Origin of the sequence: Buttiauxella sp. S19-1, from assembly GCF_022134725.1 — a bacterium.
Taxonomy (GTDB): Bacteria; Pseudomonadota; Gammaproteobacteria; order Enterobacterales; family Enterobacteriaceae; genus Buttiauxella; species Buttiauxella ferragutiae.
This window is the reverse complement of sequence record NZ_JAHWLU010000010.1, coordinates 56,549-77,078: the sequence shown is the minus strand read 5'-3', so window position 1 is coordinate 77,078 and position 20,530 is coordinate 56,549. Positions and strand designations below refer to the sequence as shown.

Here is a 20,530-nt window from a genome sequence, read left to right as displayed (position 1 = left end):
ATTCATATATATAGATATAAATAGGTGTTTTTTTAGGCGAAGCGGCAAGGAAGTTTGAGATAGTTCACAAAGTTCCACAAAATACACATTTAGTTACATATAGTTTCTTTTTGTAACCAAGTCTCGATGTTTGTAGCACTTTCTGGCTAGCGAAACGGTTTCATGGATGGAAAGATGCCTGACAGATACAGAAAGACACCAAACTCTCATCAATAGTTCCGTACAGAATTATTGACGGCAGTGGCAGGTGTTACAAAAAAACCTAATGAGGGTAATAAATAATGATGAAGCGCAATATTCTGGCAGTGGTAATCCCTGCTCTGCTGGTAGCCGGTGCAGCAAACGCTGCAGAAATCTATAACAAAAACGGCAACAAACTGGATTTCTACGGTAAAGCTGTAGGCGAGCACGTATGGACCACTACTGGTGACACTTCTAGCAATGACACCACATATGCTCGTATCGGTTTCAAAGGAGAAACTCAGATCAATGACCAACTGACCGGTTACGGCCAGTGGGAATACAACATGAATGCCTCCAACGCGGAAGGCACTCAGCCTACTAACACCCGTCTGGCATTTGCTGGTCTGAAATTTGGTGATGCAGGTTCCCTGGATTACGGCCGTAACTACGGCGCAATCTACGACGTAGCGGCTTATACCGATATGCTGGTTGAGTGGGGCGGCGATTCTTGGGCTGCTACCGACAACTTCATGAACGGCCGTACTACTGGCGTTCTGACTTACCGTAACAACAACTTCTTCGGTCTGGTTGATGGCCTGGCGTTTGCTCTGCAATACCAGGGTAAAAACGAGCGTAGCAACGTAGTTGCTCCAAGCCTGGACGAAAACGGCGTGCCTACTTTAGGTCGTGCTGGTAACGGCGCTAAAGCTAACGGCGACGGCTACAGCACCGCTGTAACTTATGACATCGGCGAAGGCTTCAGCGTTGCAGCTGGTTATGAGTCTGCAAACCGTACTTTCGAACAACGTGAAGCAGCAACTAATGCCAACTGGGCAAGTGCTGGTGGCGACCGCGCTGAAGCATGGTCTACTGCTGCTAAGTACGATGCAAACAACGTCTACGCTGCAATCATGTATGCTGAAACTACTAACATGACTCGCGAACCAGACAATAACTTCGCAAACAAAACTCAGAACTTCGAAGCTGTAGCTCAATACCAGTTCGACTTCGGTCTGCGTCCATCCATCGCTTACGTGCAGTCTAAAGGTAAAGACCTGAAGGCTCGTGGCACCTTCTCCGGTGGCGATGCTGACCTGGTTAAATACATCGAAGTGGGTACCTGGTACTACTTCAACAAAAACATGAACGTGTATGCTGCATACCAGTTCAACATGCTGGACGACAACGAGTATAGCGAATCTGCTAAACAAGCAACTGGCGACCAGGCTGCTGTTGGTATCGTTTATCAGTTCTAATTATCCAGCAACATTGTTGCCAGGATGATTTAAAAACAGGGCTTCGGCCCTGTTTTTTTATGCCCGGAGAGGTGAAAAAAATAACTTGTGACGAGAGCAGTTTCTTTTTGTTGCAAACGGTTGGCATTTACTAAAACAGCAGTTAACCTGAGTGCGTTACTCCCCTCGATATCACAATGGAAACTCGTCATGTTTGAGAACATTACCGCTGCTCCTGCTGATCCAATTCTTGGTTTGGCCGATCTGTTTCGCGCCGATGACCGTCCGACTAAAATTAACCTTGGTATTGGTGTTTATAAGGATGAAACGGGTAAAACTCCGGTTTTAACCTGCGTTAAGAAAGCGGAGCTGTATCTGCTGGAAAATGAGAACACCAAGAACTACCTCGGTATTGACGGTATTCCAGAATTTGGTAGCTGTACCCAGGAATTGCTGTTCGGGAAAAATAATGCTCTGAGTGCAAACAAACGTGCTCGTACGGCTCAAACCCCTGGTGGTACTGGTGCACTGCGTGTTGCCGCTGATTTCCTCGCTAAAAATACCACCACCCAACGTGTGTGGGTGAGCAATCCAAGCTGGCCAAACCACAAAAGCGTCTTTAACTCTGCTGGGCTGGAAGTGTGCGAATATGATTACTATGACGCGCAGAACCACTCTCTGAATTTCGATGGCCTGATTAACAGCCTGCAAGCTGCACAAGCAGGTGACGTGGTGTTGTTCCACGGTTGCTGCCATAACCCAACCGGTATTGATCCAACGGCTGAGCAGTGGAAAACTCTGGCAGAAATGTCACTGGCTAAAGGCTGGTTGCCGCTGTTTGACTTCGCCTATCAGGGCTTTGCCCGTGGTCTGGAAGAAGATGCCGAAGGTCTGCGTATCTTTGCTGCAAGCCACAAAGAACTGATTGTTGCCAGCTCTTACTCTAAGAACTTTGGCCTCTACAACGAGCGCGTAGGTGCTTGTACTCTGGTTGCTGCTGATGCGGATACCGTGGATCGTGCGTTCAGCCAGATGAAGGCTGTGATTCGTGCTAACTACTCTAACCCGCCAGCACACGGCGCCTCCGTTGTTGCTACCATTCTGAGCAATGACGCGCTGCGTACAATTTGGGAACAAGAGCTGTCAGACATGCGTCAGCGTATTCACCGTATGCGCCAGTTGTTCGTCAATACCCTGCAAGAGAAAGGCGCTAACCGCGACTTTAGCTTCATCATCAACCAGAACGGTATGTTCTCGTTCAGCGGCCTGACTAAAGAGCAGGTGCTGCGTTTACGTGAAGAGTTTGGTGTGTATGCGGTTGCTTCAGGGCGTGTGAACGTTGCAGGCATGACGCCAGACAATATGGCTCCGCTGTGCGAAGCGATTGTTGCTGTGCTGTAAGCCATCAGCAGATATGAAAAGAGCCGCTCAAAGCGGCTCTTTTTATTTAGCTTAACAAACTTACCAGACCGGTAATTCGTCTTGCAGGAAGGGATTGTGCAGGCGTTCATAACCCAAAGTGGACAACGGCCCGTGACCTGGAATAAACGTCACATCATCGCCTAACGGCAACAGTTTACGTTTAATCGAGTCAATCAGCGCCGCATGGTCGCCACGCGGGAAGTCGCTACGCCCTACTCCGCCTTTGAAAATCACATCGCCGGAAATCAGTAACTGAGATTGCGCATCAAAGAAAACGACGTGACCAGGAGTATGGCCCGGGCAATGCAGCACCTGTAAGGCTACATTTCCCACTGACACACTATCACCCTCGTTCAGCCAACAGTCTGGCGTCAGCGGCAAACACTCCTCAAGCCCAAACATTTGGCTTTGCGCGGGTAAACCCTGCAACCAAAATTCGTCTTCTTTTTCCGGCCCAACAACAGGAACACCGTAATGTTCGGCCAGTTCAGCAGCAGCCCCAACATGATCAAGATGACCATGCGTTAACAGGATTTGCGTAATAGTCACGCCCTGCGCCGCCACTTGCTGCTTGATCTTTTCGGCTTCGCCACCGGGATCAACCAGTGCTGCCTGTTGAGTTACTTCACACCAAATCAGCGAACAGTTTTGTCCGAATGCGGTGACCGGAATTATGTGATAGTTCATGACACTCCAATACCGGCAACCATCGCCGGATTCCGTTGTTTTACCAGCGCCTTAATGGCCCGGTATCAATATGCACAAAGTTGCTGCTGGGGTAGTATCCTACACCACCTGCGCGCATAGATAATGCTGCTTTGCGAACATTGCTCAACGAAATCCCTTCAATATGGAAATCCATGGCCTGCCCTTTGGTGTGGTAGCTTTTTTTCGCGACCCCACGACTGTGAGCACGAAGCTCATTATTGGTGTCCAGAGAGCGATAGCCAGAGACCAGTTGCACCGGTTTGTTGGTCCCCAACAAGCCTTGCAGGCGATATAGCTGGTCGAATAATTTCGGGTCGATGGATTTAATTTTATTCGCGCGATAATCGCGGAAGAAATGATTAAGCCTTGCTAATTCATCCTGAATATAGCCTTTACCATCGAAAAATTCAGCCTTCAATGACTCCCCTGTATGCAGGTTATTCAGAGTCAGAACGCGTGGGCGCGGTGTTGATAGCATGGCAAACGCTTGTGTTGGTAACAGCGAGGCACCTAAAGCCACGCCACCCAACGCCAGCAGCTTGCGGCGGTTTGCGTCAAATTTGTCCATGATGTCCAGGTCTACAGGTAAAAAACGATCGAATAATATGCACTTCAGCGCACTGCCTGGCACCTTAACTGCCAAAACAAAGCGAGTCAAGGTGTGCAAAACCCAGCAAAATCGGGCCCTGTAGAGGACCCGGCTGGGTATCGCAATTATTACGACCGCTAATTCATTAGAATTACTGCATTTAGCGAATCAATAGTTCAGCTTTTGGAAGAATTTGTGCGCCAGATCGCGCGGTAAGATCGTAATTGTAAATATCGGTTCGGTACTGTGTACGTCCATCTTCACCGACAAACGCCGTCAAATAGTAAAGATTGACCGGAATGGTCTGGCGAATATTGACATACTTGGTGCTGCCGTCTTTCAGTTGACTTGAAATCCGGGCATCGTTCCAGCCAGCATCCTGCAATAACATATTTGCCAGTTCAGACGCTTTATTCACGCGTACGCAGCCAGAACTCAGCGCTCGTGCATCTTTCTGGAACAGGGTGTGGTTTGGCGTGTCATGCAAATAGATAGCGTCAGAACTCGGCATATTAAACTTGTAACGCCCTAACGAGTTCTGCACCCCTGGTTTTTGCTGGAAACGGAATGGCAGATTGCTGGCTGTGATAGTTTCCCAATCCACACGCCACGGGTCGATAGCTTCAGCATTGTTGCTCCAGCCGCGTAAAACGCTGTAACCATGGCGATCAAGATAACCCGGGTCCTGACGGACTTTTGGCAGGATATCGTTGCGTGCAAGCGTTGGCGGCACATTCCATGGCGGGTTCACCACCACGTTATTAAGCGCACTGCTCATCATTGGCGTTTTACGGTCAGGACGCCCGACAATCACCCGCGAAGCCAATACTTCACTGCCGTTGAGGTAATAGCTCAGCGAATAGTCAGGGATGTTCACCATAATACCGGTGTCGAGTTTCTTCGGCAGCAATCGCAAACGTTGGATATTTAATGCCACTAACGACGCACGCTGCTGTGGCGTGACATTCAGCCAGTTACGCGTTAATTGCCCAATGGAGCCATCCACACCCAAACCCTGCCATTTCTGGAAACGTTTCACCCCTTCCACCAGTTCGTTGCTGTAAACGCTTCGCACAGCAGGCGCTGATTTCTTTTTCTTCCCGGCAACCGCTTCAGGAGTCTGTTGCGCCACCTGCTCACTGTCTAGTTGAATGGCCGATGGACTGATTGCAACGACAGTATTAGATACACTATCCCGTTCTTTAAGCGGTATTGCAGGTTCAGCTTGCAGCATGCCGGTACGGGCCAGAATTTCTCTCAGTGCTGGCGTATCGTTGCTCCACTGGCCAGGACGGAGCGTTTCACTGCCGGTCAGTTGCGGCCACGGACGTGAGTCACTTAACAAATGCACCAGTGATTGATGCAATTTGGCGTATTGCGGATGCTGAGGCGCAAGTGTTTCGATAAAACTCACCAGCGTTCCCTGGTCAACCGCCACCTGCCATTGGTTAATCACGGAAATAGGCGGAGTTTGCAGCTTGTATGGCTTAGTGCTGTACAACCAGCGGTTACCTTCCGTTGGGATACCATACACAAATTGCAGATATCCCATCATCGCATCTGACAAAACGATGTCTCGCGCCAGACCCGTGACGGCAGGGTCGGTGAGCAGCTCAACCCAAGTGGTAAATTGCGGCTGAATACCGGCAATGGCCAGTTCCGCAAGCTGTTGTTGGAAAGCTTTCACCGCATCGCGATTTTCCCACATCGGTTTCATTTCACGGGCGGCATAGAACGCTGAAAGCGCATTGAGGTAAACCGGCGTATAACCCGCAGGCATTTGAGCCACCAGCTGCGTGCGACTTTGTGCGGCAGACATGCCGGTTGAGTTGAGCGGCAACACTCCCACCATATTAGCGGTCGCAGTAGATTGTGGTAATGGCTGGTCAGGTGAGCTTGCGGGTTCAATGCTCACCGCAGAGCTATCTGATGGAACAACCTCTGGCTCATCGGCCTGCGCCATAAACAGTGGAGCGAAACTGAGTGCCAGTCCCAACGTAAGCGCTGACACTCGAAAACTGTGCAATTTTTTAAGCAACATCCCTTGCCCCCTGTTTTTAAAACTTTCTAATTAACCCAAATTATCTCACTGGGCTTAAATATCAGTATATAAACAGCAAAAACTATTTGCCCGCATAAATGTAAATAAAATTAAAGAATAAGAACTTTCGAGCCAAAGAAAACGCGGGCCGTAGCCCGCGTTAATTATGACGCTTCAGTCATGTCAGCCGACGGTTCAGGAAGCGGAGGCGCAAAGCCCCGCAGCCCAACGACATGAACGTGTTCATGGTTCTGAACAACCTTACGCACCAGCTTATAGGTAGTGCCTTTTTCTGGGCTAATGTTCTCCGGCGCTGCAATGATCAGTTGCATTTCAAGACGTTCGCATAGCTCAAACAACGTGGCAATCGACTTCGCATCCAGACGTGCAGCCTCATCGAGGAACAGCAAACGGCATGGGGAAATGTCTTTCCCACGTAGTCGACGAGACTCTTCTTCCCAGCTCTGAACCACCATGACCAGAATCGACATCCCGGTACCGATCGCTTCACCGGTTGACAGCGCGCCACTTTCCGCACGAAGCCAGCCATCTGAACCACGGTTAACTTCCACTTCCATTTCGAGGTAATTACGATAATCGAGCAGCTCTTCACCGATGGTCTGTGGTGTGCGCTGGCCCATATCAATTTGTGGATTCAGGCGTTGGTACAGTTTCGCTAATGCTTCAGAGAAACTCAGACGGTTGCTGTTGAACAGATCCTGATGCTGCTCATGTTGTTCTGAAAGGACATTCAGCAACATGGCGTGAGTTTCACGCACGTTCACGTTCAAACGCACGCTATTCACCTGGCCGAAGGAGACACTTTGCAGACCCTGGTTCAGCATGCGGATACGGTTTTGTTCACGCTGAATAGTCTTACGGATGATATTCGCCACGCTGCGAGAACTGATCGCCAGTTTTTGCTCGCGTGAAGTGAGTTCCTCCGTCAGACGACTCAGTTCAATCTCCATCTGCTCGATGGCTTCAACCGGGTCATCAGTACGGATAATGTCCTGGCGAATACGTTCGCGAAGATGCTGATAAACCGCCACAAAGAACTGAATCTTACGTTCAGGGCGTTTTGGATCTTCAGACATACGCAGTACATCGCGCAGATGTTCGTTGTCCGCAACCGCCAAACGCAGCGCACCCAACGCTTTATCCGAGATAGAACGCAGTTCATCACCGGTGACATAAGCCAATTCGCGGCGATTCAGGCGGCGCTCAACACCATTGTCTTTCACCATCCGCATCACCGCACACCAGCCCGCTTTCGCGGTGACAACCTGTTCACGCATTTCAAAATAGCTGCGTTCCAGCTGTTTCAGTTTGCGGGTTAAGTTGCTCATTTCCGCTTCGCAATAAGTCAGCGCTTTTTCGAGCTGATTACGACGGCTACGGTTGGTGCTCAGTGCGGTATGTAATTCATCACGACGTGAGCGCGCACGCTCTTCAGCGCCAATATCAGCGCGAACACCAATGTCCTGTAGTTCTTTGTGCAGATCGGTTAACAGCTCTTTTTTAGTATCAAAGGAGCTTTTCAGCGATGCCATTAACTGGCTGAACTGACTTAATTGCTGTGCATGCTGACGCAAGGCTTCGCGTGAACGGGTACGTTCCGCTTCTGCTTGCTCCAGACGGCTACGCAATTTTTCATTTAAATCGCTATTGCCATCGAGCATCGCGGCAGAATCAGAGTAGCTAAAGTGCGCCCGACGCTGCACCACTTCAGTCAAGGCAAATGCCTGCTGACGGGCATCGCGTTGTACTTGTTGCGCGTACTGATAATCTTCTTTTAACTGCTCAAACTGCTCAGGGTCACTTTGCAGTGCCGATGCCACGGCTTCGAGTTTGGCAAGTTGGTTACCAAACTGATGCAGGAAGCGCGCGGCTTCTTGCGCTTCGTCGAGGCGTTCACGGATTTCATCGCAACGGTCAGCCAGCGTTTCATCATTGAGTAAGTTGATACGCGGCAATAAGCGGTTAAGTTGATCAACCCCTTCTTTCGCCTGATCGTATTGCTGACGCTGTTGCTGATTGTCGTTTTCATGGTTGCTGATAGCACGTTCAACTTCACCACGGCGGGTGTTGAGTTGACGAATTTCTGCTTCCGGGTCGTCATCAAATGCCACACCCAAATGCTGACCGATGAAACGACTAAATGCCTGGTGTAAACGCTGTGATTTCTGAACATCGAACGACAGTGTCGCGAAACGCTCTGCCAGGGTTTCGCGTTCAGCATGCAGGTTCTCAAGGCGATTCTCACGTGCGGCACGGCCAAATATTGGCAGCTCAGGCAAGCGAGAGTAACGCCACTGACGCTCTGCGGTTTTCACCAGAACGGCTGCGTTTAATTCTTCAACGGTAAAGACGTTGTCATCAAAGGAAGATGGGTCACCTTCAATTAAATAGAGGTCTTCAGGACAATCTTCCAGGTTGTCTAACTGCTCGCGCACCAGCGATAAATCGGGCACCACAATGGCGTGACGCGATGGGCCATACAATGCCGAGAAGTAAGGAGCATCGTCGATGCTGATATCGTCATAAATTTCAGATAACAGCACGCCGCCAAAACGTTCAGCCAGCGCATTTAAACGTGGATCTTCGGCACCGCCGGGTTGGCTCAGGCGTTCGATTTCTTCGTCAATGGCACGTTTACGCGCGCCGACTTCGTCACGTTCAACGGTGACGTCACGCTCACGCTCAAGCAGTTGCTGCATGTATTCGGTAACTTGCTGGCTGCTTTCAAACTGCTCGTTGCTCTGCTCACAAAGCTGATTGAGGCTGGTTTGTGCCGCCACCCAAATTGGGGCTCGCAGCAGCAAACGCTTGGTGCGAGCCTGAATCTGCTCTTGTTCCTGGCGCAGGTTTGCACGCTGATCGCTGGCATCAGAAACACGCTGCTGCAAGGTTTCGATACGTTCAGAGAGTTCTTCGTGCAACACTTCCAAATCTTCAGGATCAAAGTGTTTGCCCTGACGTTTGCAGAACTCAGCGAGCATGCGCTCAGCTTCTTGCTGTTCGCGCAGACGTTGTTCCAGTTCGTTAAGGCGCGCTCTGAGCGGCTGAACTTGTTCCATCAAATGGCGCTGGTTATTGCTGTCGCGTAGTAATTCACGCGCCACGTTCCAGGCGTCGCTACGACTCACTGGGCCATTGATCGCGGTAACAAGCTGATAAGCGTGCTCAAACTGGCTATGCGCCGTTTGTGCCACACTCATTTTCTGTTCCAGCGTCAGCAGTTTTTCAGTGGTTTCCTGCTCTTTTGCCTGGAATGTTTCTAACCATTCTTCCGCGCTATCGGTAGTCAGGTCAGGCAAATGGCACAGCGAACGTGCACGCTCCAGTGCCTGTAATGCTTGTTGATACTGAATCGCACGCGTCTGCTGCACATCAAGCGCTTGCTGGTAATCGGCAAGCTGGCTTTTCAGCTCATCGACTTCCAGTTCAGCGGCTTCGGCGCGAGCTTCGTTTTCTTCTTGCTGCTCAGAGGCTTCGGCAACAATTTCATTTTGTTCTTCGAGGCGCATTTGCAGTTCGTCGAGGTCAGCTTCGTAACGCTCGATTTTTTCCTGCTGGCGAATTGCCGTCTGCACCAGGTTCAGGTGGTCACTCGCCGCCTGATAATCTGTTTCCAGATCCCCTTCCGCACCGCTGTGTTCAGCCAGTTCACGCGCCATTTCGACATGTTTGTATTGCTCTGCAGCCAGTTGCTTACGGCTGGTCAATAACTCACGACGGAACTCGAGCGCTTTATCCAGGTGGATGCGGCGTTCGTTGGCGTGACGCATGTAATCCGCTGCCACGTAGTTAGTGGCTTCAGAAATCAGATGCTTAAACAGGTCACGGTCCGACTGGGTGACGCGAATGGCTTCCAGCGTCATGCGGTTTTCGCGCAGTGCCGCTTCCATATTCTGGAAGGCTTTGCGCACACCGCCGTTTTCTGGCAACAAGTAGTCGCGCAGTGAACGGGTAATGGCGCTGGAAATCCCGCCGTACAGCGAGGCTTCGATAAGACGGTAGTACTTGCTACGATCCGATGCACTGCGCAGGCGACGCGCAACAATGCCCAAATCGAACATCAGCGAGTGGTAATCGGTAATTGAGTTGAACTGTTTAAACTGAACGCCTTCGATGGCTTCCACTTTATCTTTCAGTTCTTGCAGGCTCAGAACACGTGCCTGGCGCTCGTTAATGGTTTCTGTCAGTAACTGTGTTGGCTGAATAGACTCTGGTAAACCCTGAATCGCAAACGGTTTGATGTCGACTTTACGGTCACGACCGGCTACTTGTTGCAGACGCACACCAACAACAACGCGCTGGTGACGTGAGTTAACCACATCCAGCAGTGAGTAACAGACCCCTGCTTTCAACTTACCGTGCAGACCTTTGTCGCGTGAACCTGAAGTGGCCCCCGCTTCGGTGGTATTTCGGAAGTGCAACAGCGTTAAATCGGGGATTAATGCAGTAACAAAAGCCGCCATGGTGGTGGATTTACCGGCACCATTACCACCAGAAAGCGTGGTGACCAGTTCATCCAAATCAAACGTACGCGCGAAGAAACCATTCCAGTTAATCAGCGTAAGTGAGCGAAATTTCCCGCGTTCAATCATTCCTGTTCATCCTCCGCGTTATCCTGAACAATTTGCGACTCTTCCGTTTCATCATTGAGTTGCAAACGAGTTTCGACCGGCATCGCTTCACCATCGCGGATCATGCGTAATTGCGCTTCGCGCGCATCATCGCCGGCGCGCACATCGGCGCCAAAGCGGAATACAGATTCGGTAATGCGGAATTTGCTGCTGTCGTGGCCCATAAACCAGATCATGCCGAGGCGGCGTAGACGGGTTAACGAAGCACGGACTTTTTCTTGCAGTTTTTGCCTGTCCACATCCGAGCCGGTAGAACGGTTATTCACAAGTTTGAGTAACTTGTTTTCATCCGCCAGCGTCAACAGCTCGTCATAGAGTTCGGCCTGCGTGAAGATACCTTCGTTTGCCAGTCGTTCCGGGCTGAGATAGAGGTAACAAAGAATTTTACCGACCATCATATCCAGTTCGGACAATACAGAGCGCGGAATCAGCGTGGTGGATCGCGGACGCAAATAGAAGAAACCTTCCGGGGCGCGAATCAACTCCACGTTATAGCGGGTGTAAAACTCTTCCAGTTCATCCTGGAAATCCATCAAATAGGCATGATTATCCAGCTCATCGAGCCCAATGTGCCGTCCGGAACGTAATTGGCTGTCGAGTGCCGGAAATAACGGATTGGCCAACGCCTGTGCCAGTTTTACTGGCATCACTTTTTCAATATTTGTTGATGACATGCGCCTGTACCTTGGCTCCGTAATCGTTAATTGCCTGCCACTGTGGCGGCAAGCCAGTAAAATCTGCTTCAGCCACACCCAGACGTACTGCCTGGTCGACTACGATTCTCGCCACATCAAAATGGCGGGCGCGTGGGTATTGCGCCAGATAGTCCCGCATTACTACACCTAAATCTAGCGGCACTTGTCTGGTTTTGTAGACCTGCAGTGCGGCTTCGATGAGGGCTGCGAGTTGTTCGCGGATTTCATTGAATTCTTCGAATTCCAGATCGCTTGGCAGTTCACCGGTCACTTCTTCATCACGCAGCGCCATTTCTTCATCGCGCATATCCAGCAGACGGTCGGCGTTGGCATAGGTGAGCGCCCACGGTGCATCGAAATAGTTCTGTACCGAAACGCGCAGACGTTGGGCAAAGACACGGTTTTTATCCATGTCGATGGCGGTACGAATGAATTTATGAACGTGGCGGTCGTAGCCTATCCACAAGTCGATAGCCTGCTGGCCCCAACTGACGATTCGGTCAAGTTTGCTTTGCAGATCAAACACCAGACGATCAACAAAATGCAGATCGTCACGCCCCAGAATCGCATCCTGAATTCTTAACAAGTTAGCCTGGAGTTTGTCGCCTGCGGCTTCGAGCGTATCTTGCAGCTCACGTAACGTACCGGAGGTTTCTGACAGCAACATTTCACAGCTGGAAATCGCCGCACGCCAGTCTTTGTTCAGCAGTTGCGCGATGTCATCTTTAACCTGTTGCTGGTGCTCATCCATGATCCGTTGGGTGAGATCAATGCTGTCAAAAATCTCGGCCACCGAGTATTTCAGCGGGGCGAAGACATTGCGATGCCAGTGGAACTCGTCGCCACCTTCATCTGCCGAATCAGCGGCACGCTTCAGTTCACCGGCTACAATCGACAACTGCATAGATAAACGCAGCGTTGAAAACTCACGCTGACGGATGTAGTAATCGGTAATACCAATGCCGAGTGGCGTCAGGCGATAAATTGCATTGCCTTCATTGATTTCACTGACAAAACGGTTGATCAAACGCTGGCGCACCATGTCATTGATGGCGTTATTGGCACGAACGTTAATGGTTTCACTGGTCTGCTCAAAACCGTCACTCACGTGGCGGAAAGCATCAATCAGTTCACCTTCACTCATTTCACCGTCAAGCCGCTCGCCATTCAACGTGGCGATCGCCAGCAGAAACGTCAAACGCTCTGTCGGTAGCGAAATCGAATAGTCATTTTTCCTGGCCCAGGCAACCAGTTCCGGCACTGTCTGGGAAACATCACTCATAATTTTTCCTTGGCTCAAGCGGCTTGATGGCTGTCACGTGGATATAGCGGCCGAGGCTCACAAAAGGCTCCTGACGGCAATAACGCGTTTCCAGTTCAAGCAAATTCTCAAAACCATCGCGTTGTTTATGCTTATCGCGCAAGTAATCGTGGAATACTCGCACACCGGTTTTACCGGTAATCTGCCAGCCAATTTGCTCCAGCCAGTGATAAACCTGTTCTGGCTGCAGCGGATTGTCAGGCGAAAGTGTTTTTCTCTTATTCTTTTTCATACCCTGGAGAACATATTCGAAGTTGCCGACAAACATGTTACGCATCAGCAAACCGTTAGCATTGTAGAACATCAGGGATAAAGCACCGCCTGGTGCAAGGCAATCCCATAAGGTTTTAAGCACGGCCTGCGGGTCGACGACCCATTCCAGCACAGCGTGAAACAATATCAGATCAACCGGCTTTTCCAAATGTTGACCAATATCCTGGGCCGAGGAATGTATGAAATTCATATTGTCGCTCACACCTTTTTCACTGGCCTGAGCCTGGGCGCGGGAGATCATCTCAGCAGAAACATCGCAAAGCAGGACATCATGACCACGTTCAGCAAGGCCGCACGCGGTTTGCCCTTCGCCACCACCCGCATCCAACACACGTAGTTTTTCAGGCAGCGTGGAAAGTAAGGCATCAAGATCTTGCCATAAAATGGCCTGGCGGAGCTGTCCTTTGGTTGTACCGTAAATGTTGCGTGAGAACTTCTCAGCAATGTCGTCAAAATTGCGATCACGCACGGGTACGGCTCCATAGGGTGGAAAGAGCGTATTTTGGCACAGCCGAGCCAAGAATGAACCCGTCTGGTGTAATATCACCCCTGTTTACCTGCTGTATGGCTAAAAAAGGACCCATAATTCATGCTTTTTATCCTGAAAAAATATATCGGCGGGCTGCTGCTCCCCTTACCTTTTTTGTTATTGATGATGGGTTTTGCGCTTTGCTTACTGTGGTTCAGCCGTTGGCAAAAAAGCGCAAAAGCCTTATTAAGCGTGAGTTGGTTAGTTTTACTACTGATTAGCCTGCAACCGGTGGCTGACAAAATGCTCAAACCCATCGAAGATACCTACCCAACCTGGCGCGGTAGTGAAAAAGTGGATTACATTGTGGTGCTCGGCGGCGGGTATACATGGAACCCGGAATGGGCGCCAAGTTCCAATCTCATCAGCAATAGTTTGCCACGAGTGACTGAAGCGGTGCGTTTGTGGCAGGCAAACCCAGGTGCGAAGATGATCTTTACCGGTGCGCGAGCGCTGACAAATCCGGTTAGCACCGCAGAGGCTGGTGCTCGGGTAGCAGAAAGTCTGGGGATTCCGCGCTCACTAATCATCACGCTGGAAGAACCGAAAGATACTGAGGAAGAAGCGGCAGCCGTCGCGAAAACTCTTGGCCACCAGCCATTTTTACTGGTGAGTTCCGCGTCACATCTGCCACGTGCGATGATTTTTTTCCGTCATGCTGGATTAAATCCACTCCCGGCACCAGCCAATCAACTGGCCATTGCATCGCCACTTAATCCATGGGAGCGAATTATCCCGGCTCCGGTTTGGTTAATGCACAGCGATCGTGCCATTTATGAAACGGTAGGACGCGTCTGGCAATGGCTCAAGGGGGCGTCAGGAGATCCAGGGCAGTAAATTTTTCGACGCGACATCAAAGGCGGGTCGGTTTAGTCGGCCCGACTGCAACAGTTGCGCTATGCAATCCCATAAGACGTATAACCAGCGCCGCCACACAAACGACTCAGCAACGGGTGCGCGTTGCAAGTAATGCCACAGCAGGCTTTCCGACTGCCCTTGTTCATACAGGCGGAATATTTCATATTCGCGCGGTGCCCAAAGCGTCATTCCAGGATTTACCATCGCCAGTAACTGGTCGCTACGCCCGTCTTTCAACATGCTACTGAGCGAAAAGTTGCCGTGCACCAGCACGCAGTTATCGTTGAAATCTTCGAACAAGCGCGGCAAACATTCGCGGGTACGGAACAGGATGCGACGGTCCTGCATGGTCAGGCCATTGTTGGGGTATTGATTGAGGGTTGCCCACAGTGTTTCGACGTGTTGCCGATACCATGATGGCCAGATATTTTCTTGTGTGCTGTCGACGTTCCCGACGCAGCCGCGGCTATCAACGCGGTGCCAGGCTAGCAGCCCTTCCACAATTTGGTCTTTCAGATGTTCCCAACGGTCTGGAGTGCGGGTTGGCGCTTCCACTGGTACGCCACGCAAGCGCTCCATTAAAAGCACGTCTGGCCCTGGCGTATCATCATGCGTTACCACCCCGTAAACCACGGGTAAACGCACCGTGCCGGAGCGAGCGAGCATGGACATTTTCCAGGCTAGCTGAGCAGCCACGCCTCGGGAACTAAAGCTTTTTGCCAGCAAAGACATCGCATTACCCTCGCTGTCATACAGCGACCATAGCGCGGTGTTTGGCTGTTCGTTGATACATTCTATCCGGCTTAGTTTTTCACCCAGCAGATGACTCAATTCCTTGCGTAGCAACTCCATGACTCATTACCCCTTGCAACACTGGTGTTTTTATAATGAGCTTGCCAGCGCAGGATGTCATCACCTGAGATCAATATGCCTTTAGATAATAAAAAAACCGGCGTTCTATGCCGGTTTTTTTATACATGGGGTAAGTTCCACACTGCGACTCAAAACGTTAGCGCATCGCCTGGCGCACACGTTCCAAATCTTCAGGCGTATCAACCCCAATACTCGGAATCTCTTTCGCGACGGCGACATGGATCTTTTCGCCATTCCACAGCACACGCAATTGTTCGAGCATTTCGATTTGTTCGAGCTGGCTTGGTTCCCAGGTCACGTAACGACGAATAAAACCTGCACGATAACCATAGATACCAATATGGCGCAGCAGAGTATCGCCAATGGTTTCGCGAGACTGTGCAAAACGGTCTCTGTCCCATGGAATCGTCGCACGGGAGAAATAAAGCGCGTAGCCCTGCGCATCCATGACCACTTTTACTGCGTTCGGGTTGAATGCTTCTTCCGCTGAGTCGATTGGCACCGCAAGCGTGGCCATGCCCGCCTGGCTATTTGCCAGATTGCTGGCAACCTGGCTAATGATCGCCGGAGGGATCATTGGCTCATCTCCCTGCACATTCACAATCACGGTATCATCACTGAAACCATATTTTTCAATGACTTCGGCAAGGCGTTCGGTGCCAGATTGGTGATCGGCGCGGGTCATACAAACTTCACCACCCGCCGCTTCAACGGCACGAGCAACGTCTTCATGATCGGTTGCAACGATGATACGCTCGGCACCCGATTCGCGGGCGCGATCCATCACATGAACGACCATCGGTTTGCCGTTGATGTCTTTAAGCGGTTTGCCCGGCAAGCGTGTAGAGGCGAAGCGAGCAGGAATTATGGCCACAAAACTCATGGGTTTTTCTCGTCAGAATTCAGAACTCGAGCTTCAGTCTCCAGCAGCACTGGAATACCATCGCGCAGAGGAAACGCCAGGTGGTCAGGTTTGCAGATAAGCTCCTGCTTTTCCTGATTAAAGTAGAGCTTGCCGTTACAAACCGGGCAAGCGATGATTTCAAGTAATCGATGATCCATGGTTACTCCAGAATGACCGCCATCAAAGGCGAAAGGATAACATAACTCACGCGTTCTCCGGGTTAATTTCCCAACCTTCGCCCCATGATGAAGCGAATAACGCAGGGATATTACCCAGGCGAATCTGTGTCGCGCCCTGCCAATGAGCAAAGTCTGTGAATGCCGTATGCAGACCTTTAATTAAGGACTGGTTCGGCTTAACGCCATCCTCAAGATATAAGCTGATAATTTCCAGTACTGCGGATTTGCGGTGCATTTTTGCATCGACTCGCCCCACAATCTCCCCCTGATGCAGCAGCGGCAGAACAAAATATCCATACCTGCGTTTTTCGGCTGGGGTATAGCATTCAAGGCGATAGGAGAAGTTAAACAGTACTTCGGCACGCTTGCGATCCCAGACCACAGGATCAAACGGTGATAACACCGCGGTGTGGGTGGCGCGCAAAGTGTTTTGTTCAGCTTTAGTCAGTAAAGGGAACAGGTCACTGTGCAACCACATTTCGCCAATACCCTCAACGCTAACCGGAATGGCGCTACCCTTGTCCTGCCATTGGGTTAACAACGGTTTGAGAGAGATCTTCTTCAATCGGTAATAATCTGCCAGCCATTCAGGGCGGAAAATACCAAGGCTGCGCGCACTGTTTTCCAGCATCTGCAGTTCAGCATCCTGCTGTTGTATAAGATGCAAATCGTCATTCCAGTGCGGCATCACGCGAGAGGTCAAGTCATAAACACGCTGAAAATTGCGTCGCTCAATCACCATGACCTTCCCAGCGGTGAATAACCCCTCAAGATGTTTCTTGTGAGGTTTCCATTCCCACCACCCGCTCGAGCCTTTACGGGGATGTTCAAAGTCAGCAGATCGTACCGGGCCGTTGTTTTCAATGTGAACCAGGAGTTTTTCAATCTCTTCGGCGTGCTCGACCATCCATTCAGGGCGGTACTTCCAGCCCATTTTTTCGGGATTCAGCATCCGATGACGTATTAGCGAAAAGTCTTTTCTCGGTAAAAAGCAGGCTTCATGCGCCCAATACTCCATTAAATCGCCGTTAAGAAGAGCATCATCAAGCCACGTTTGCGGGAAATGACCTAAGCGACTGAATAACACCAGATACGGGCTTCGAGCCACGATATTAATAGTATCAATCTGGAGCAACGACATACGGTCGATGGCTGCAATAACATCGGCAGGTTTTGAACGGCGGCGAGGCTTAACCAGTAAGCCTTGCGCGGCAAGATGAAGATTGCGGGCTGCACGTAAAGTCAGTTGCGGTACAGACATGAATGAACCTTGTCGTCAGCAAACTCGAATTCCGATGCGGTAACTTACAATTATCGCACCAGCGCCAATAGTGACTGCAATAACTCGTCGGACTGCGGTTGTGCTAAATGTGCGTCGACCGGCAAATACCACCAGTTAGTGTGGCCGGATACAAATAAGCGGCATTTGACAGCGTCTTTTTCAGTCATTATCAGGGTTTCCCCTGGCTGAACGAATTTTATGACGTCACTTTCGTTTAACGCCTGATGGTCGGAAAGACTGACAGTCCGAATCGGAGTGACACCACATTGCTGTAAGGTGGCAAAAAAGCGTGGCGGATGGCCAATTCCAGCCATAGCGACAACGCTTTCAAGCGTTTGTACCGGGCGACGTTCACCAGTCAGCAGATTAACGGCGTCACTGGGTTGCAACGTCATCGCTATTTCACCTGGTTTAGGTTCACCCCCGTTGGTAATGACGGCATCGACCGAAGCCAGGCGCCCGATTCGTTCGCGCATTGGCCCGGCTGGAAGCCACCATCCGTTACCGAAACGCCTAACACCATCGACCACTACGATCTCTTTATCGCGCCACAACGCATAATGCTGCAAACCATCATCGGTAATGATTAACTGTGGTTGGATTTTTTCCACCAGCATTTTCACCGCTTCACTACGGCGCGGCGCGACTGCCACGGCAGCCCCCGTGCGCTGATAGATAAGCACTGGCTCATCACCTGCTTGTGACGTTGTGGTGTGTTGATCAAGCAACAACGGGTAGTGTTCGGATTTACCACCATAACCGCGAGAGACAACTCCAACACGGATACCACGCTGCTGGAGTTGTTCAACCAGCCAAATCACAACGGGTGTTTTACCATTGCCACCGGCTGTCAGATTACCAACAACGACCACCGGTACCGGAGCACGCCAGGTTTTTTTGATCCCTAAGCGGTAGCAAAGACGTATAGCACCGCTCACCAGGCCATAAAGCCAGGAGAGCGGTAATAGCAAAAGGTAGAGGGGAGATTTTCCCGACCAGATGCGTTCTATCATGAACCGAATTGCATTCTATGCAGCTGGGCGTAAACCCCACGATGCTCAATCAACTCTGCATGAGGACCGCGCTCAACGATACGACCGTCTTCCACCACCACAATTTCATCAGCCTGTTCAATGGTTGATAAGCGGTGAGCAATGACTAATGAGGTACGGTTTTTCTGCAGTTCATCTAACGCTGCCTGAATGGCACGCTCAGACTCGGTATCCAGAGCAGAAGTCGCTTCATCGAGAATTAATATTGGGCTATCGCGCAATAGTGCACGCGCAATGGCGATACGCTGACGCTGACCACCTGAAAGCAAGACACCATTTTCACCAATGACGGTATCCAGGCCATTATCCATCTTGCTGATAAAGTCCATGGCATATGCCATACGCGCCGCTTTTTCAATGTCGTCGCGGCTGTACTGTTCAGTACGCGCATAGGCAATATTGTTAGCAACAGTGTCGTTGAATAAGTGAACATTTTGCGAGACTAGAGCGACCTGATTACGCAACGAAGATAAGGTGTATTCACGAATATCCACCCCATCAATCGTGATGCTGCCTTCCTGGATATCGTAAAAACGCGTCATTAAGCTTGCGATAGTAGACTTACCTGAGCCAGAACGCCCCACCAACGCCACGGTCTTACCCGCTGGGATCGACAGGTCAATCTTGCGCAGAGCTGGCACTTCACGCCCCGGATAGGTAAAGGTCACATCACGGAATTCAACATCACCTTTAGCGCGCTCAATAACACGTTTCCCTTCGTCTTTCTCTTGCTCAGAATCGAGAATAGAGAACAACGTTTGGCAAGCAGCCATACCGCGCTGGAACTGAGCGTTGACGTTTGTCAGGGATTTCAATGGGCGCATCAGAGCGATCATTGAAGAGAAGACCACGGTGATGGTACCGGCTGTCAGCGTTTCCATCACACTCGGGAAGCTTGCTGCGTAAATCACAAAAGCCAGAGCTAAAGAGGCAATCAACTGAATGATAGGGTCAGAAATAGATGAGGCCGAAACCAGTTTCATACCCTGGCGGCGCATACGGTTACTGACTTTATTAAAACGTTCTGTTTCCACTTCCTGGCCGCCGAAGATCAGCACTTCTTTATGGCCTTTCAGCATTTGCTCCGCACTGGTGGTGACCTGCCCCATCGTGTTCTGCATGTTTTTGCTGATATTACGGAAACGTTTGGAAACCATACGAATCGCGAAGGAAACGATAGGAGCCAGTACAATCAGAATCAAAGAAAGCTGCCAGCTATACCAAAACATCAGCACAAATAGGCCAATGATAGATGCGCCTTCACGCACGACCGTTATCAATGCGCTAGATGAAGAGGAAGCAACTTGTTCGGAATCGTAAGTAATGCGCGAGAGCAGCGTACCAGTGGACTGCTGGTCAAAAAACGAAACCGGCATGCCCATCATGTGGCTGAACAAGCGACGGCGCATGTTCATAACTACCTGCCCAGAGACCCACGAGATGCAATAGCTGGAGACGTAACTCGTCGCACCACGCAGCACCATCAGCCCGATAACAACCAGCGGCATCCATAGCAGCACTGATTTATCAGTTTTTCCAAAACCATCATCCAGTAACGGTTTAAGCAAAGACAGCATATAGGTATCACTGGCAGCGTTTAGGATTAACGCAATACCAGCCACAATCAGACCCGGCTTGAAAGGAGCAATCATCGGCCAAAGGCGGCGGAAGGTCTGCCATGTGGAAAGATCTTTATCGTTATGCATTCAGTAAACCAGCATTAGATGAAATAGC

16 protein-coding genes are annotated in these 20,530 nt (G+C 50.5%); 3 read left to right on the top strand and 13 right to left on the bottom strand.

Translation table 11 applies throughout. The features are described from left to right. The first annotated feature begins 281 nt into the window (after positions 1 to 281). Positions 282 to 1,439: a porin gene (locus MES37_RS04400; protein WP_064548194.1), complete on the top strand. Its 1,158-nt coding sequence runs from the start codon at positions 282 to 284 to the stop codon at positions 1,437 to 1,439. A gap of 189 nt (positions 1,440 to 1,628) precedes the next feature. Then, positions 1,629 to 2,819 (top strand): amino acid aminotransferase, encoded by a 1,191-nt coding sequence (locus tag MES37_RS04395; RefSeq protein WP_064548196.1) that lies wholly within the window; start codon positions 1,629 to 1,631, stop codon positions 2,817 to 2,819. 60 nt (positions 2,820 to 2,879) lie between these two features. On the opposite strand, the gene MES37_RS04390 is transcribed toward MES37_RS04395, so the two are convergent. From MES37_RS04390 to cmoM, 7 genes are all read right to left on the bottom strand, one after another. Next, complete coding sequence (locus tag MES37_RS04390; protein ID WP_064548198.1) at positions 2,880 to 3,527, bottom strand: MBL fold metallo-hydrolase; 648 nt, start codon at positions 3,525 to 3,527, stop codon at positions 2,880 to 2,882. A gap of 40 nt (positions 3,528 to 3,567) precedes the next feature. After that, positions 3,568 to 4,116 carry a YcbK family protein gene (locus MES37_RS04385; protein WP_064548200.1) on the bottom strand — a complete coding sequence of 183 codons (549 nt, stop codon included), beginning with the start codon at positions 4,114 to 4,116 and terminating at the stop codon, positions 3,568 to 3,570. Between the two features lie 181 nt (positions 4,117 to 4,297). Further along, the gene (gene ldtD / locus MES37_RS04380) at positions 4,298 to 6,178 is read right to left on the bottom strand and encodes a L,D-transpeptidase (RefSeq protein WP_064548202.1); all 1,881 of its coding nucleotides are present in this window, start codon (positions 6,176 to 6,178) and stop codon (positions 4,298 to 4,300) included. 164 nt (positions 6,179 to 6,342) lie between these two features. Continuing rightward, positions 6,343 to 10,791, bottom strand: coding sequence for a chromosome partition protein MukB (mukB, locus tag MES37_RS04375; protein WP_237930167.1), 4,449 nt, complete (start codon positions 10,789 to 10,791; stop codon positions 6,343 to 6,345). Then, positions 10,788 to 11,504, bottom strand: a complete 717-nt coding sequence (mukE, locus tag MES37_RS04370) for a chromosome partition protein MukE (RefSeq protein ID WP_064548207.1) — start codon at positions 11,502 to 11,504, stop codon at positions 10,788 to 10,790. Before mukE ends, mukB begins: the two co-directional genes overlap by 4 nt. After that, entirely contained in the window at positions 11,485 to 12,807 is a 1,323-nt protein-coding gene (gene mukF, locus MES37_RS04365) for a chromosome partition protein MukF (RefSeq protein WP_064548209.1), read from the bottom strand. Before mukF ends, mukE begins: the two co-directional genes overlap by 20 nt. Then, a complete protein-coding gene (cmoM, locus tag MES37_RS04360; protein WP_064548211.1) occupies positions 12,800 to 13,588 on the bottom strand; it encodes a tRNA uridine 5-oxyacetic acid(34) methyltransferase CmoM in 789 nt (262 codons plus the stop codon). Before cmoM ends, mukF begins: the two co-directional genes overlap by 8 nt. A 120-nt stretch (positions 13,589 to 13,708) precedes the next feature. On the opposite strand from cmoM, the gene elyC reads away from it, so the two are divergent. After that, entirely contained in the window at positions 13,709 to 14,485 is a 777-nt protein-coding gene (gene elyC, locus MES37_RS04355; protein ID WP_237930144.1) for an envelope biogenesis factor ElyC, read from the top strand. On the opposite strand, the gene MES37_RS04350 is transcribed toward elyC, so the two are convergent. The 6 genes from MES37_RS04350 to msbA form a co-directional block, all read right to left on the bottom strand. After that, positions 14,465 to 15,358: a YcbJ family phosphotransferase gene (locus MES37_RS04350; protein ID WP_064548215.1), complete on the bottom strand. Its 894-nt coding sequence runs from the start codon at positions 15,356 to 15,358 to the stop codon at positions 14,465 to 14,467. The two genes, elyC and MES37_RS04350, sit on opposite strands and share 21 nt — an antisense overlap. 157 nt (positions 15,359 to 15,515) lie before the next feature. After that, complete coding sequence (kdsB, locus tag MES37_RS04345; RefSeq protein WP_237930142.1) at positions 15,516 to 16,262, bottom strand: 3-deoxy-manno-octulosonate cytidylyltransferase; 747 nt, start codon at positions 16,260 to 16,262, stop codon at positions 15,516 to 15,518. After that, positions 16,259 to 16,441 (bottom strand): protein YcaR, encoded by a 183-nt coding sequence (gene ycaR / locus MES37_RS04340; RefSeq protein ID WP_064548219.1) that lies wholly within the window; start codon positions 16,439 to 16,441, stop codon positions 16,259 to 16,261. The genes kdsB and ycaR overlap by 4 nt, the downstream gene beginning before the upstream one ends. Before the next feature lie 46 nt (positions 16,442 to 16,487). After that, positions 16,488 to 17,723 (bottom strand): winged helix-turn-helix domain-containing protein, encoded by a 1,236-nt coding sequence (locus MES37_RS04335; RefSeq protein WP_237930139.1) that lies wholly within the window; start codon positions 17,721 to 17,723, stop codon positions 16,488 to 16,490. 50 nt (positions 17,724 to 17,773) lie between these two features. Next, the gene (lpxK, locus tag MES37_RS04330; RefSeq protein ID WP_237930137.1) at positions 17,774 to 18,757 is read right to left on the bottom strand and encodes a tetraacyldisaccharide 4'-kinase; all 984 of its coding nucleotides are present in this window, start codon (positions 18,755 to 18,757) and stop codon (positions 17,774 to 17,776) included. Next, a complete protein-coding gene (gene msbA, locus MES37_RS04325; RefSeq protein ID WP_064548225.1) occupies positions 18,754 to 20,502 on the bottom strand; it encodes a lipid A ABC transporter ATP-binding protein/permease MsbA in 1,749 nt (582 codons plus the stop codon). The genes lpxK and msbA overlap by 4 nt, the downstream gene beginning before the upstream one ends. Positions 20,503 to 20,530 lie beyond the last annotated feature (28 nt).

Coding starts and splice junctions, on each gene's coding strand:
- mukE (WP_064548207.1), bottom strand. CDS start 11,504: ATGTCATCAACAAATATTGAAAAAGTGATGCCAGTAAAACTGGCACAG.
- lpxK (WP_237930137.1), bottom strand. CDS start 18,757: ATGATAGAACGCATCTGGTCGGGAAAATCTCCCCTCTACCTTTTGCTA.
- msbA (WP_064548225.1), bottom strand. CDS start 20,502: ATGCATAACGATAAAGATCTTTCCACATGGCAGACCTTCCGCCGCCTT.
- ldtD (WP_064548202.1), bottom strand. CDS start 6,178: ATGTTGCTTAAAAAATTGCACAGTTTTCGAGTGTCAGCGCTTACGTTG.
- MES37_RS04350 (WP_064548215.1), bottom strand. CDS start 15,358: ATGGAGTTGCTACGCAAGGAATTGAGTCATCTGCTGGGTGAAAAACTA.
- MES37_RS04395 (WP_064548196.1), top strand. CDS start 1,629: ATGTTTGAGAACATTACCGCTGCTCCTGCTGATCCAATTCTTGGTTTG.
- mukB (WP_237930167.1), bottom strand. CDS start 10,791: ATGATTGAACGCGGGAAATTTCGCTCACTTACGCTGATTAACTGGAAT.
- MES37_RS04385 (WP_064548200.1), bottom strand. CDS start 4,116: ATGGACAAATTTGACGCAAACCGCCGCAAGCTGCTGGCGTTGGGTGGC.
- MES37_RS04390 (WP_064548198.1), bottom strand. CDS start 3,527: ATGAACTATCACATAATTCCGGTCACCGCATTCGGACAAAACTGTTCG.
- ycaR (WP_064548219.1), bottom strand. CDS start 16,441: ATGGATCATCGATTACTTGAAATCATCGCTTGCCCGGTTTGTAACGGC.
- mukF (WP_064548209.1), bottom strand. CDS start 12,807: ATGAGTGATGTTTCCCAGACAGTGCCGGAACTGGTTGCCTGGGCCAGG.
- kdsB (WP_237930142.1), bottom strand. CDS start 16,262: ATGAGTTTTGTGGCCATAATTCCTGCTCGCTTCGCCTCTACACGCTTG.
- MES37_RS04335 (WP_237930139.1), bottom strand. CDS start 17,723: ATGTCTGTACCGCAACTGACTTTACGTGCAGCCCGCAATCTTCATCTT.
- elyC (WP_237930144.1), top strand. CDS start 13,709: ATGCTTTTTATCCTGAAAAAATATATCGGCGGGCTGCTGCTCCCCTTA.
- MES37_RS04400 (WP_064548194.1), top strand. CDS start 282: ATGATGAAGCGCAATATTCTGGCAGTGGTAATCCCTGCTCTGCTGGTA.